Annotated in this window: 9 protein-coding genes; 7 read left to right on the forward strand and 2 right to left on the reverse strand. The window is 71.7% G+C overall.

Annotated elements, in window-relative coordinates:
- Positions 1–33: 33 nt before the first annotated feature.
- Positions 34–1518 (reverse strand): hypothetical protein, encoded by a 1485-nt coding sequence (locus ACFYZS_RS21575; RefSeq protein WP_389014830.1) that lies wholly within the window; start codon positions 1516–1518, stop codon positions 34–36.
- A 333-nt stretch (positions 1519–1851) separates the two neighbouring features.
- Between ACFYZS_RS21575 and ACFYZS_RS21580 the strand changes: the two genes are divergently transcribed.
- From ACFYZS_RS21580 to ACFYZS_RS21600, 5 genes are all read left to right on the forward strand, one after another.
- Positions 1852–2661 carry a dienelactone hydrolase family protein gene (locus tag ACFYZS_RS21580; RefSeq protein ID WP_389014833.1) on the forward strand — a complete coding sequence of 270 codons (810 nt, stop codon included), beginning with the start codon at positions 1852–1854 and terminating at the stop codon, positions 2659–2661.
- A gap of 127 nt (positions 2662–2788) precedes the next feature.
- Positions 2789–4537 carry a PQQ-binding-like beta-propeller repeat protein gene (locus tag ACFYZS_RS21585; protein ID WP_389014835.1) on the forward strand — a complete coding sequence of 583 codons (1749 nt, stop codon included), beginning with the start codon at positions 2789–2791 and terminating at the stop codon, positions 4535–4537.
- Between the two features lie 164 nt (positions 4538–4701).
- Positions 4702–6237, forward strand: coding sequence for a hypothetical protein (locus ACFYZS_RS21590; RefSeq protein ID WP_389014838.1), 1536 nt, complete (start codon positions 4702–4704; stop codon positions 6235–6237).
- The gene (locus ACFYZS_RS21595; protein WP_389014841.1) at positions 6234–8360 is read left to right on the forward strand and encodes a hypothetical protein; all 2127 of its coding nucleotides are present in this window, start codon (positions 6234–6236) and stop codon (positions 8358–8360) included. Before ACFYZS_RS21590 ends, ACFYZS_RS21595 begins: the two co-directional genes overlap by 4 nt.
- An 83-nt stretch (positions 8361–8443) precedes the next feature.
- Entirely contained in the window at positions 8444–10534 is a 2091-nt protein-coding gene (locus ACFYZS_RS21600) for a hypothetical protein (protein WP_389014844.1), read from the forward strand.
- 102 nt (positions 10535–10636) lie between these two features.
- Here the strand turns inward: ACFYZS_RS21600 and ACFYZS_RS21605 are convergent, their stop codons facing one another.
- Positions 10637–11104 carry a hypothetical protein gene (locus tag ACFYZS_RS21605; RefSeq protein ID WP_389014846.1) on the reverse strand — a complete coding sequence of 156 codons (468 nt, stop codon included), beginning with the start codon at positions 11102–11104 and terminating at the stop codon, positions 10637–10639.
- 521 nt (positions 11105–11625) lie between these two features.
- Between ACFYZS_RS21605 and ACFYZS_RS21610 the strand changes: the two genes are divergently transcribed.
- Positions 11626–12663 carry a terpene synthase family protein gene (locus tag ACFYZS_RS21610; RefSeq protein ID WP_389014849.1) on the forward strand — a complete coding sequence of 346 codons (1038 nt, stop codon included), beginning with the start codon at positions 11626–11628 and terminating at the stop codon, positions 12661–12663.
- Between the two features lie 22 nt (positions 12664–12685).
- Positions 12686–14047, forward strand: a complete 1362-nt coding sequence (locus ACFYZS_RS21615; RefSeq protein WP_389014852.1) for a cytochrome P450 — start codon at positions 12686–12688, stop codon at positions 14045–14047.
- Positions 14048–14174 lie beyond the last annotated feature (127 nt).

Here is a 14174-nt window from a genome sequence, read left to right on the forward strand (position 1 = left end):
GTGGTCCCTTGGGTCAGGTGAGGTCACGTGAGGTCACTTGTCGCGCAGCATGTAGGGCTGGTTGCCGACGACTTCGCCGTCGTACTCGCCGATCAGCTTGTTGACCCGGTCGCGGTGGTGCGCGAAGTCCCCGCGCAGCGCGTCGGAGTACGCCTGCGGGGCGTGCGACAGCGGGTAGTCGTACGACTCGTCCAGCCAGGCCAGTTCGACCCAGCTCTCGGGGAGGTCGTGGGGCGAGGCCGGTCCGCGCCCGTCCAGTCCCGGGATCACGTCGTGCTTGTTGACGAGGCTGATCACCTGCGTCCTGTGGTCGGCGGGCCTCTTGCCGTCGATCGGGGAGCCGATCGCGATCACGTGGGTGACCCGGTGGGTGGCGCAGACCTCCACGTCGGACGCGAGGTTCATCGCGGTCATCCCGCCCAGGCTGTGCCCGACGATCATGAGCTCCGAACCGGTGGGCACCCCGGCCCGGCGCAGCAGCTTCTTCGCGGCGCGCGTGTACGTCGTGTCGGTGCGCAGCAGTCCGTCGAGCGCACCGACGAGGTCCTGCGGGGTGCTGTTGCTGAGCAGGCCGAAGCTGGTGCCGGGCAGCAGGAGCACGTACCGTACGGCGCCGTCGGCGCACGCGACGCGGCGCAGCAGCACCAGGCCGTGGTTGCCGAGGGCCCCGATGTCGTTGACGTAGCTCACGATGTCGTTGCGGGAGCCGGCGAGCACCTTGGCGAGGATCGGGTCGGGCTCGGTGCGCTCGGCGCGGCCGGGCCCGGGGTTGAGGAACTTGAGGACCGAGCTGGGCAGTCCGAGGAACGGGTCGGTGGTCGGCACGCCCCCGGCGAGCGTCACCCAGGAGAAGTCGTCGTTGACCGGGTTCTCGTCGAGCATGCCGAGCAGGGCCAGCAACTCCATGATCACGGGACTCACCGTGGTCAGCGCGCGGGTCACGCCGAGCAACTCGATCAGCGCGTACATCGCCCGCGCCGCCTCCAGCCGGTTGCCTGCCACCATCGCGTCGGTCAGACGGCGGGCGGCCGGGGCGTCGAGGCTGGGGTGGTCCACCGCGGCCGCCTTGATCCGCAGCGCGAAGGCGTCCACCGCCATGGCCACCTTGGCGGGCCGACGGTAGGTCATGCTCCCGGCCATCCGCAGGAGTTCACCGGCGAACCCGCCGTTCGCCGCGAAGCCGAGCCCGGCGGGTCCGGTCAGCGCCCGGGCGCAGGAGAGCGCCGTGCCGAGCGCCCAGCCGGGGCGTTTCAGCGCCTCCAGCCCGAACCGCCAGCTGAACATCGCCCCGGTCAGCTCCGCGCCGGACTGCTTGGCCGTGAGGGCCGCGTCGGCGAGCAGGATCGAGGCCGCGACGAGGAGTTCGGCGTCGATCCGCTCCGGGGCCGGTTCGGGTGCGGTGGGGGCCGGGACGCGTGCGGATGCGGGAGCGGCCGGGACCGCGCCCGGGGTGGCGGCGTCCGGTTCCCTCCGGCCGGGAAGACGCTGAGCCGTTTCGTCGACCACCTGAGGCGCCACTTCCGTACCTCTCATCCCTGTGAACGGCTTCGCAGCCTTGCCAGCCCGCTGTGTGCGGGGGAATCGTGGCATCGAACGTGATCCTTTCCGCGCGGCCGGAGCCGCGCCCGCCGGCCCCGCCCCCGCCCGCAACCGGGGCCGGCCCCCTCCCGGACCAGTGCTCACGGGGCCGGGCGGATCCGGTGGCCGCCCGGTTCACCCACCGGGGTGGGAAGGCTCCGGGAGGATGACCGGGCCCCTGCGCTGTTGACGCGCGCCGATCCGGTCGCCGACTTGGCATGGACGCGGCGTACAGTCGGCTGCCGACCCGGGACCCGACCGAGAGCAGGGGCAATGACAGGCACCGCACCGAGTTCCACCCTTGCCGGCTGGCGCCGGGCCCCCTTCTCCGCCGAGGGGCTTACGTACGACTGCTTCGAGAAGGGCGAAGGGCCCGGCGTGGTGCTGCTGCCGGAGCTGCCCGGCATCACGCCCGAGGTGCTCGGCCTCGCCGAACACCTGGTGGACGAGGGGTTCACCGTCGTGCTGCCCTCGCTGTTCGGCACGCCGGGCGCGCCCCTGTCCGTCGCCCGGACGGCGGCCGTCCTGGCCCGCGTCTGCGTCTCCGCGGAATTCCGGGCCTTCGCCACGAACGCGCGGCGGCCCGTCGCCGACTACCTCAGGGCGCTCGCCCGCGACCTCGCGGCCCGTACGCCCGCCGCGGGGGTCGGTGTCATCGGCCTCTGTTTCACCGGTGGTTTCGCCCTGGCCGCCGCCGTGGACGATGTCGTGCTGGCCCCCGTGATGAGCCAGCCTTCGGCCCCGATCGCGCTGACCGCCGCCCGGCGCGCGGACGCGGGCGTCTCCGAGGACGAGCTGGAGCGCGTCGTCGAGCGCACCCGGAACAACGGCCTCTGCGTGATGGGGCTCCGCTTCAGCGAGGACTGGATGGCCCCGCAGCAGCGGTTCGACACCCTGAGCTCCCGGCTCGGGGAGGCCTTCAAGGTCATCCGGCTCGACTCGGCCCCGGGCAACGCCGACGGCTTCGGCCGGCAGGCCCATGCGGTGCTGACCCTGGAAGTCCGCGAAACCCCCGAGGACCACCCGGCGTTGCGGGCCCGCGCGGAGGTCACCGCGTTCCTGCACGAACGGCTGGACGGCTGACGGCTGACGGCAGGCGGCAGACGGCTGACGGCAGGCGGCAGACGGCTGTGGGCGTTGGCCGTCGGCGGACAGGCTTTCGTCCGGAAACGTGTTCCAGCCGGATTGTCCCACCGGCAACACTTGCTCCATGACCGGTCACGACCTCGACGAACAGCCCGACCCTGATCAGCGGTGGCCCGGAGGGCGGCCGGCAGGGCCCACCCCGCCGCCCGCCGTACAGCCCGGCTACGGCTCCGACTATCAGGCGGCGGCGCCCGGTTCGGGACCCGTGCCCGGCAATCCGTACGCCCAGCCCGTGCCCCCGCCCCTGCCGCCCCTCCCCCCGCCGCCTCCGCCGTCCGGCGCGTACGGCGGCCCCGGGCAGCAACAGCCCGGATTCGGAGGCCCGTTGCCGCCGGCGCCGACCGGGGCGGGCCGGAGCCCGTTCAGGGGCCGCCCCGCCGTGCTGATCGCGGCGCTGGTCGCGGGTCTGCTGGTGATCGGCGGCGGTGTGTACGCCTTGGCGGGGACCGGCCGTGACAAGCCGTCGGCCGGGGCCGGGGGTACGGAATCGGCCATGCCCTCCGGATCCCCCTCGGTCGACAAGGGCGACGGCAAGGGCTCGGGCGGCGGCCCGGAGGTCACCGACCTCAACGCGGGGATCAAGCCGGGCGAGGCCCCGGTCTGGCTGAGCGAGAACAGGACCGAACTGCCCGGTTCGGGGGCCTCCCAGTACGGCCCGTGGCGGGTGGGCGACGTGGTCGTCAAGGCCGTGTTCAAGGAGGTCACCGCCCACGGGGTGACCGATGGCCGGGAGATGTGGAAGGTCGCGCTGGAGGGTCCGCTGTGCGGAGTCGCACCGGCCCCGTCCGCCAACGGGATGCTGGTCGTCGGCCTCAAGTCGGGCGACGGCGAGGGGGCCCGCTGTACCCGTCTCCAGCAGATCGACCTCACCACGGGCAGGGCGGGCTGGAAGATCGAGGTGCCGAAGGAGAACTCCTATGACATCGCGGTCGAGTTCAGGCTGGCGATCGCCGGGGACACCGTCGCGGTGGCCCGATCGGCCGTCGTCAGCGGCTTCTCCGTCACCGACGGCCGAAAGCTCTTCGGCACGTCGAAGACGGGCGCGTGCTATCCGGCGGCCGTGGGCGGCGGTGGGACCAAATTGATCAACGTACGGAGCTGCCCCGACCCGAACGACACCGCGGGCAAGACCCGGACGATGATCGAGGAGGCCGATCCGGCGACGGGCGCACCCAAGTGGAACCACCAGTACGAGAAGGGCTGGAACCTCGGCCGGATCTACTCGGTGGACCCCTTGGTCGTGGCCGCGTACCACTCCGACCGGAAGGTCTGGAACATCACGGCCTTCACGGCCGAGGGCAAGATCCGCTCGCAGACCGAGTCCAAGTTCGGGGTCCCCGGCCGGTGCAACGGCTGGGGTGACGGAAGCGGCGATGTGCACGGCTGCGTCGGCACCGTCGTCGACGCCGACACGCTCTACATCGCCGCGGGAAAGCCGGGCGGCGAACTCGGGATCGACACGACGGACGAGGTCGTCGCGGTCGATCTGAACAGCGGCGCCGAGAAGTGGCACGCGGCCGCACCCCAGGGCCGTGTCATGTCGCCGCTGGCCGTCGAGGACGGCAAGCTCCTCGTCTACCTCCACTCCGGCGCCGGAGCGGCGGGCGCGGTCGCGGCGCTGCCGGCGGCGACCGGCGGCGAACCGCAGCCGATCCTGCAGAGCCCGGAAGGCACCAAGGGCGCCGAAGCCGTCTTCTTCCCCAATCTGGTGCGCATGGCCTGGGCCGGCGGACGGCTCTTCCTGCTCAACGGCCGGGTGTCCAGCCCCAAGCCGTCGGAGGTGACCCACGCCCTTCTCTCCTTCGGTCGGTAGGAGAAGCGGCGGTGCGCCGGCAGGGAGAGCCAACAGGTGGAATTTGATCACCCGTCAGCCGCAAATGATCACCGATGGCCACTCTTCGGGTCATAAGTATGAAGAGATGGTCACAGTGATCCGCGGTCGCTCTGCCCGCGAGTCTTCGTAGCAAAGGGAGACTGATGCGTCCGTGCACGCTGACGGTGTTCTGCTTCGGTGTCGCGGGCGGACTCGTGGCTCTGGCACCCGCTGCGGCGATGGCACTCGGCGGCCCCGACGAGGCGCGGCCGCCGGAGCCCGCACCGGCCTCGGCCTCGGCACCCGCCGCGGCACCGGCCTCGGAATCCGCTCCGGCCTCCGCTCAGGCGTCCGCCTCCGCACCCGCTGCTGCGTCCGTGCTGCCGGCCGCGCCGGAGGAGGCCGCCGAGGGCACCGGCCGGGAGTCCCCGCCGCCGGCGGGCCCTTCGGTCGCCGCCGCGGAGCCGGTCTCCCCGGACGAAGGCGCCGACCTCTCCGTCTCGGGGGCGCTGCGCCCGGCCGGTCCCGCCGCCCGCGGCAAGGGCGAGGCCGCGGGCGCGGGCGCGGCCGTACGGGAAACCTTCGACTACGCCGTGACGGTCACCAACCACGGTCCGTCCGACGCCCGGCAGGTGACCGTCACCGACCGGCTGCCGCCCTCCCTGGAATTCGTGTCCTCCCGTGACGGCTGCACCGCCGCGGGCCGGACCGTGACCTGCGGGACGCTGGCCGTCCTGCCGGTGAACCGCTCGCACACCTGGGTGATCACCGTCCGGCTCGCGGCCGGGTACCGCGGCGACGGATCGGACATCGTCAACGAGGCGGTCGTCGGTGCCGAGACCCCCGACCCGGACCAGGCGAACAACAAGACCTCCCTGACGGGCCTGGAGATCCCGCCCAGCGCGCGGATCGCCGACCTGTCCCTGGAGAAGACCGCGCTGCTCGCGGCCGGACGCAAGGGCGTCCGGCCGGGCGAGAAGTTCACGTACCTGATCACCGTGCACAACCACGGGCCGGCCACGGCACGGACGGTGCAGGTCGGCGACCTGCTGCCGCCCTCGCTCAGCCTGCTCTCCTCACCCGACGACTGCGCGGTGCCCAAGGGCGAGGACCGGCTGGTGGCGTGCCCGCCGCAGGAGCGCCTGGAGGCCGGTGCGAAGGCGGAGTTCCGGATCACCGTCAAAGTGAAGGACAAGGGAGCGGGCAGGGACGGAGCGGACCGGGGCGGCGGCAGCGGGCACACCTGCGTCCCCGTCGACAACATCGCCCGCGTCACCTCCGCCACCTTCGACCCCGACCTCTCCGACAACGCCAACAGGCCCCGTACGACCGGACCGGGCGGCGGACCCCTGTGCGTGGAGACCGGCGAGGAGGACCACGGCCGCGGGCCCGACCACCGCCCGGACGGCCACGGCCACGGCCACGGCCACGGCAGGGAAGAGGGCCGCGAAAGCGGTCACGGACACGGCGCCGGCCGTGAACAGGAGCACGGGCACGGGCACGGCCGCGACGACGGCAACGGCCATGGCCAGGGCCATGGCGGGCACCTCGCCGACTCCGGCAGCGCGTTCCCGGCCTGGCTGCTGCAGGCCCCCGGCGGCCTGGTCGCCGGCGGAGCCGCCCTGCGCGCGGCCGCCGCCCGCCGCCGGTCCCGGGAAGGCGGCGGGGCGGACGAGGACACGGAGAACGCATCCGCATGAGAACGCCCCGCACCGCCTGGTGGCGGCGGGCCGCCGTCGCGCTGCTGTGTTCGGCCGCACTGATGCTGCCGCTCCCGCCGGCGGCGGCCGATACCGCCGCCACCGGCCAACCCAGCGGCGGCCGCCTCACGCCCCGCGCACTCGCCTTCCCCGTCACCGAGACCTTCGACAGCACCACCACCCTCGGCACCACGATCGGCAGCGCCGCCTCCACCGGCGACGGCTGGATGCGGCTGACCTCGGCCACCGGCGGCCAGGCGGGGACCTGGAAGATGAACGACTCGTTCTCCTCCGGTCTCGGCATCGTCGCCGAGTTCACGTACGCCACTTACGGAGGGACCGCCTTCGAGGGCAAACGCGGCGACGGCATGTCCTTCTACCTCACCGACGGCTCCGCGGCGAACGGGGTCGGCGGCACCGGCGGCGCGCTCGGGTACGCGTGCTCGATGGTCGCGGGCACCCTCTGCACGGCCAAGTCGGGCGTGCCCGGCGCCTACCTCGGCATCGGGCTGGACGAGTTCGGCAACTTCTCCTCCTCCGGCGTCGGCAACGGCGGGCCCGGGGCGGCGCCGAACAAGATCGTGCTGCGCGGCGGCGGGAACGGTTCCACGGGGTACCGCTACGCCACCGCGGTCGACGGGCCGGGCTCCACCGTGGAGACCGGCACCCGGGCGAAGTTCCGCACCGTACGGGTCTCCCTCCTGCCCAGCGGGACCAAGATGCTGCTGTCGGTCTGGTCGGACAGCGGCCCCGGCACCACCTTGACCAAGCTGATCGGCGACTACGACGTCACCACCATCACCGATCAGCCGAAACTGCCCGGCACGCTCAAGGTCGGGTTCGCCGCCGGAACGGGCGGTGCGACCAACATCCACGAGATCGGCGATCTGAAGATCAACGTGCCGGTCGACCTCACCGTCGGCAAGACGGTCAACACCGCCACCGTGCCGGCCGGCGGCGGACCGGTCACGTACACCGTCACCGTCTCCAACGGCAGCGCCAACGACGTCACGGGCGCGGTGGTCCGCGACCCGGTCCCCGGCCTGACCGGGGTGACCTGGAAGTGCACGGCCGGTACGGGCGGCACCTGCGGCCAGGCCTCCGGCAGCGGCGGCAGCCTGGACACGACGGCCGATCTCAAACGCGGCGGGTCCGTCACCTACACCCTCAGCGGCACGGCCCCGGCCCAGCCCACGACCCTGCGCAACACCGCGACGGTGTCCGCCCCCGCCGACCGCACCGACACGAACCCGGCCGACAACACCGCGACCTCGACCGCGACCACGGTGACCGCCCGGGCCGACGTGGCCGCCGCCAAGGAGGCCCTCGGCACTGGGCCCGTCTTCGCCGGCCGGGAGTTCTACTACCAGATCACCGCCACCAACCGGGGGCCCTCCGACACCACCTCGGTCGACGCCGTCGACGTACTGCCCGAGGCCCTGCGGTTCGTCTCCTCCCCCGCCGACTGCACGGCGAGCGGACAGACCGTCACCTGTCCGGCGCGGGCCGCCCTCGCCGCGGGCGCGGAGACGGCCTGGGCGATCCGGGTGCGGCTCGACCCCGCCTACCAGGGTGACGGGAGCGACCTGCTGAACACGGCCACCGTGCGCCACGCCCTGCCCGATCCGCAGCCTGCGAACAACACCAGCGCGGGCGCCGGGCCCCCGGGCGGGCTGGCGCCGCCGCAGGCCGACCTCGTCACGGTCAAGACGCCTTCCACCACGAAGCCCGTCGCGCCCGGGGAGACGTACGGGTACACGGTGACGGTCACGAACCGGGGTCCCTCGCTCGCCCGCGAGGTCCGGGTCACCGACCCGCTGATCCCGGCGCTCGCCTTCGTCGCCTCCGCCGACGGCTGCGCCGCCACCGGCGCCGGCCGGACGGTGGACTGCGGGCCGGTGGCCGAGCTGGCTCCGGGATCCAGCCTGAGCTGGCAGTTCACCGTACGGCTGGACCCGGCTCACACCGGAGACGGCAGCACCGTCCGGAACACGGCGACCGCGACCGCGCTCACGTACGACCCGGACACGCGCAACAACAGCAGTACCGCCGGCGCTCCGGGCGGCATCGTCCGCCCCGCGCGAGCCGACGTGGAACTCGCCAAAGAGGCCTCCGCCGGCTGACCCACAGCCGCTCCCCCACCGACCGACGACCTTCCGTACAGGTCGCTGTACGGCCGTCCCCGCTGCGAAGGAAACGATGCAGGATGACAACGAGACCTGGCCGCCGGCCGGCGGCCTGGCTGCCGGCCGCGCTGCTCTGCGCGGCTCCGCTCCTCGGCGGCCCGGCGTCAGCCGCGGCCGCGGCCCGGCCTCCGGAGCCCGTCGAGGTGACCGTGCGCCACGTCAGGGCGCCGGGTGACCTGATCACCTACACCCTGACCGCGACGAACCGCGGGCCCTCGGTCGCCCGGAACGTCAAGGCCACGGACCGGCTGCCGGAGGGGATCACGTTCGTCGACTCGTCCGACGGCTGCACGGAGGCCGACCGGACGGTCACCTGCGGTCCGGAACCCCAACTGAACGTCGGCCAGAGCAAGAGCTGGACGTTCCACGCCCGGCTCAGCGCGGCGTACGAGGGCGACGGCAGCGACCTCGGCAACAGCGCCACCGGGTCCTCCGACGCCAACGACCCCGTCCCCGACAACAACACACCCGATCCCGTGCTGCCGCCCGGGCCGTTCACCCCCGTCTCGGACCTGTCCACCGTGAAGACCCCGCTGGGAGCGGGACCCACCGTCCCCGGCCAGGAGTTCGAGTACGAGGTCCGCACCACCAACAAGGGACCGTCCGACGCCCGCAACGTCACGATCACGGACACCCTGCCCGACGGGCTGAGCTACGTCGGCTCCGCCGACCCCTGCCAGGTGACCACCGGGCGGACCGTCAGCTGCGGACCGCGCGCCCGGCTGACCCCCGGCGACTTCGTGGTGTGGACCTTCAAGGTGAAGCTCGACCCCGCGTACTCCGGCGACGGCAGCGACCTGCGCAACACGGCCACCTCGGTCTCCGCCTCGAAGGACCCCGAGCCCGCGGACAACACCTCGCGGCCCGTGCTGCCTCCCGGCGGAGTCACCGTCCCGCAGGCCGACGTGTGGATGGCCAAGCGCCCCGCGAGCACCACCCCGATCGCCCCCGGACAGACCTTCGACTACGTGCTGACGGCCACCAACGACGGTCCGTCCCGGGCCGTGGACACCACGGTGACCGACGTGCTGCCCGCGCCGCTCGCCTTCGCGGGCTCGGCCGACGGGTGCTCGGCCGAAGGCGCCACCGTCACCTGCGGTCCGCTGGCCGTCCTCGACCAGGGCTCCCCGAAGAGCTGGCGGTTCACCGTCCGGCTGGACAGCAACTACACGGGCAACGGATCCGACATCCTCAACACGGCCACCGCGGCGTCGAAGACGAAGGACCCCAAGCCGGAGAACAACACCAGCAGCCCGGCGGGCCTGCCCGGCAGCAAGGTCAACAAGCCGACGGCCGACCTGGCCGTGACCAAGGAGGCGGTGGGCGGCAAGCCGCCCAAACCCGGTGAGACCTTCGACTACCGCATCAGGGTCACCAACAACGGCCCCTCGGCCGACGCGTACAACGTGAAGCTCACCGACAACCTCCCCGAGGGGCTGTCGTACGTCACCTCCTCGCCCACGGGCTGCACCGTCTCGGGGCACATGGTCTCCTGCAAGCGCACCAGCGCCCTGAAGGTCGGCGACTTCACCGAGTACGTCCTGACGGTGCGGGTGGACCCCTCGTACAGCGGCGACGGCAGCGACCTGAAGAACACCGCCAGGGTGACCGCGGACAACATCGACCCCGCGAGCGAGAACGACTCGAGCACGGCTTCCGTGCCCGGCGGCAACGTGGCCGCGCCGTCCGCCGACCTCGCCATCACCAAGAAGCCCGTCCAGACCGCGCCGGTGGCACCGGGCGAGACCTTCGAATACGCCCTGACCGTCACCAACAACGGCCCCTCGACGGCCGAGCGGATCAGTGTCAGCGACACGCTGCCGACGGCGCTGGGCTACGTGAGCGGCGACGCCTCCTGCTCCTCCGGCCGTACGGTGACCTGCGGCCCCCTGCCCACCCTCGCCCCCGGGGCGGACGTGACCTGGGTGTTCAGGGTGAAGCTGGACCCGAACTACACGGGCAACGGATCCGACATCCGCAACACCGCGACCGTGAGCGCACTGACGGCCGACCCGAACACGGACAACAACACCAGCCGGGCGGCCGGCCCGCCCGGCGGCACCGTCAAGAACCCCACCGCCGACCTGGAGGTGGGCAAGACGACCCCGTGACCCGGCGCAGGGGCGGCCCGGCCCCGTCATAGCCGCCGCACAGCGCGAAGCCCCCCGGCCGACCGGCCGGGGGGCTTCCGTCTGGCCTCGGCCCGGTCGGCGTCAGCCTCCGCTGCCCGGGGCCCGCGTGGCGCGGGCGATGCCGTCGAGCTCCTTGGCGATCCACGCCCGCTCGGCGGCGTCGCACGCCGAGGGGGACGGGGACGAGGACGGAGACGGGGACGCCGCGAGCGCGGACTCCTGGCGGGGGCTGGTGTTGTCCACCACCGCCCAGCCCTTGCCGCCGTCGGGGGCGGCCAGTTCGACGAGGCGGTGGTCGAGGTGTCCCGTGATCATCACGGCCATCAGGGACAGGTACTCGCATTGCAGGTCGGGGACGAGATCCGGGTCCCCCGGCACTTCGAGGACGGCTTCCCGGCCGTCGGCGAGCAGTGCGCAGGTGGTCTGGACGGCCCGGATGAGCACCTCGAACCGCTCGCCGGTCAGGCGTGCCCGCAGGACTTCGAGGTAGGGCCCGAGGACATCGGCCTCCTGGTCGTCGCCCGAGTCCGCCGCATGGTGCTCGATCATGTTCCCCGCCCTTCCCGGACGGCCGCGTCCTCCCGAAGTGTAGGGAGTGCCGCGCACCTCCACGGCGCTCTTCGGCCACCGGCGGCCGGCACTGCCGCCCCATGCCCAACAGGAGCCACCGTCAACCGAGTTCGTGGGCAGGCGTTCCAACGATCCCGCGAGTGGCCGAAAGACGCCCATGGTGGCGGATCGATCCGGAATCTTCCCCTCCGAATATCCGTGACTATGCCGCCCGCATATCCTGGAAGGATATTCCCTGCCCAATAGCAGGGAGAATGCAGTATCTCCGCACTTTCTACATTGACAGTGCGCCGCGCCCTGAGGGTTAATTACTTCACGGGTGGCCTGATGTAGTCGTGCGCGGACGGGTTCTGGTCGGTTCCTGACCGGTTCTTTCCGGCAGTTGCGGAGTGTGCAGCCGTAACGACGCCGCAGCAGCGGGGCGCTCCGAAATCGCACGTGCCATGACGATCGTACATTGAGCGGGTATTGGCGAATCCGACTCTTCCGTGGGGGGATCAATGGCCCGGCTCGACCCATTCCCTGTTCCCGATTTCCACCTTCCGTTCGGGAACTCCAAGCATCCGCTGGCCGCACGTGCGAACACCGAGGCGACGACGTGGGCGTTGGGCCACGAGCTCGTCACCGATGCCGCCGAGCAGTTCACCGCGATCGGCTGCGGACACCTCGCGGGCCGGGTGAGCGGCGAGGTGCCGTACGAGACCATCGTGCTGCTCGCCGAGTGGATGGCCTGGTCGTTCGTCCTGGACGATCAGCACGACCACCTCATCAGGACGGGTGAACTTGCCGCCTGGCGGCCCGTCACCGATGCCATCACCACATATCTGGACACGGGCAGGACCTCACGGTCCGCATCCCGCCGCAATCCGCTGGTGAACGGATTCATCGAGCTGTGCGACCGGATCCTGGACGGCATGTCCCCGGGGACGGCGACCCGATACCGAACACATGTCCCCCAGATGTTGCGCTCGTTGGACCAGGAGGCGGGCAATCGCGGGGCGGCCAGGCGCCCTTCGGTCCAGGAGTACGTGCTGATGCGCCGGCACAGTTCCCAACTGCTGCCGATGATGGACATGGTGGAGGCCGGACTGGGAATCGACCTGCCCCAGAGCATCCACGACCTCCCCGCTTTCCAGGCGGTCGCGGAGAGCGCGGTGGACATCATCTCGTGGGGCAACGACGTGTTCTCCCTGCCGAAGGAGCACGCCTGCGGGGACAACAACAACCTCGTGTCCCTGATCTCCTCCTGGGAGGGATGTTCGCTTCCGGAGGCCGTCCGATCGGTCGAGGAGCGCATCCAGGTCCGCATAGAGGACTACGTGGCGGCGGAGCGACGTCTGTTTCAAGTCATCGATTCCCAGGGCGAGATGGACCCGTCGGTGCGTGCGTCGATCGCCCGGTGCGTGCGCAGTTACGAAGACTGGATGATCGGCGCCGATCTGTGGCAGCGTTACGAGTGCACACGGTACAGCGACGAACGGTTCGCGGCCGGGCTGGAGTCCGCCTACACCCGCCCGGACCTCGTTTCGGTGGCATGACGGCATGACAGGGAGTCGACCCATGGCCCGTACGGAACAACTCGGCCCTGCGGTCCACGCCCCGGCGGCTCCGGGGCGGTTACCGCTCCTGGGGCACGCCATCCCCCTGTGGCGGGAGCCGATCGCCTTCCTCGAATCGCTGCGCGAGCACGGCGACATCGTGCGCCTCGACATCGGCACCTGGCCCGTCCACGTGCTGACGAGCCCGGACCACGTCCACGCCGTACTGGTCCAGCAGGCGCAGAAGTTCGGGCGCGGGCGGATCTTCGACCGGCTGCGGCCGATGTTCGGCAACGGCATCGTGACGACGGACGGCGAGTTCCACCGCAAGCAGCGCCGGATGATCCAGCCGGCGTTCCACCGGAGCCACATCGCCGAGTACGCCGAGGTGATGAGCCGGGCGGCGGAGGAGATGACGGCGTCGTGGACGGCGGGCCGGGAGATCTCGATGGTCACCGAGGCGCGGCGGTACGCGCTGTCCTCGGTGGCCGAGATGATCTTCTCGGGGGACCTGAGCCGGCCCGCCATCGCCGAGGTGCACCGCTCGCTGCCGATCGTCCTGGAGGGCATGCTGCTGCGGGCGGTCATGCCCAAGTCGCTGGACAGGCTGCCCATCCCGCTGAACCGGCGCTTCGACGCGGCGGCCGCCCGCCTGCGGGGGATCATCGACCAGGTGATCGCGCAGTACGGCGCCGAGGAGGCCGGGGAGGAGGACCGCCACGACCTCCTGTCCCTGCTGCTGTCGAGCGTCGACCCGGAGACGGGCACGACGATGCGCCCCGAGCAGGTACGGGACGAGGTCATCGCCATCCTGTTCTCCGGCACCGAGACCTCGGCGACCACCCTGTCCTGGGTCTTCCACGAGGTCGGCCGCCACCCCGAGGTGGAGAAGCGGCTCCACGAAGAGGTCGACGCGGTGGTGGGCACGCGCCGGGTCCGCCCGGAGGACATCGCGCGACTGCCCTACGCCAACCACGTGTTCCAGGAGGCGCTGCGCCTCCACTCACCGCTGCTGTTCACCCGGCGGGCGCTGGTCCCCCTCACCCTGGGCGGGGTGTCGATCCCGGCCGGCGCCGAACTGGCGTACAGCCCGTACGCGCTGCACCGCGATCCCGCACTGTTCCGCGATCCCACGGTGTTCGATCCGGACCGGTGGGAGGAGAAGCCGGACGAGCAGCCGCGGGCCCACCGGTACATCCCGTTCAGCGCAGGTCAGCACAAGTGCATCGGGGACACCTTCGCCGTGGCGGAGATCCTGACCGCTCTCGCGACGGTGGCGTCGCGGTGGCGGCTGGTACCGGCTCCGGGGGTGGAGGTGCGGGAACTCCCGGCGGGAATGCCCCAGCCCAGCGCGCTTCCGATGATTCCCGTTTCACGCCATTGACGGAATCTGATCGATTGCGTTCACTTCAAGACGAGTTCAGGGATCACACGCCGTCACGACCCGCGTAAAGTCAGCAGAGGATACAGCGTTGTCCTCTTACGAGTGACGTGATCCCGCAATAATGTGC

Source organism: Streptomyces sp. NPDC001903 (genome assembly GCF_042891345.1).
In the GTDB taxonomy this organism is placed as follows: Bacteria; Actinomycetota; Actinomycetes; order Streptomycetales; family Streptomycetaceae; genus Streptomyces.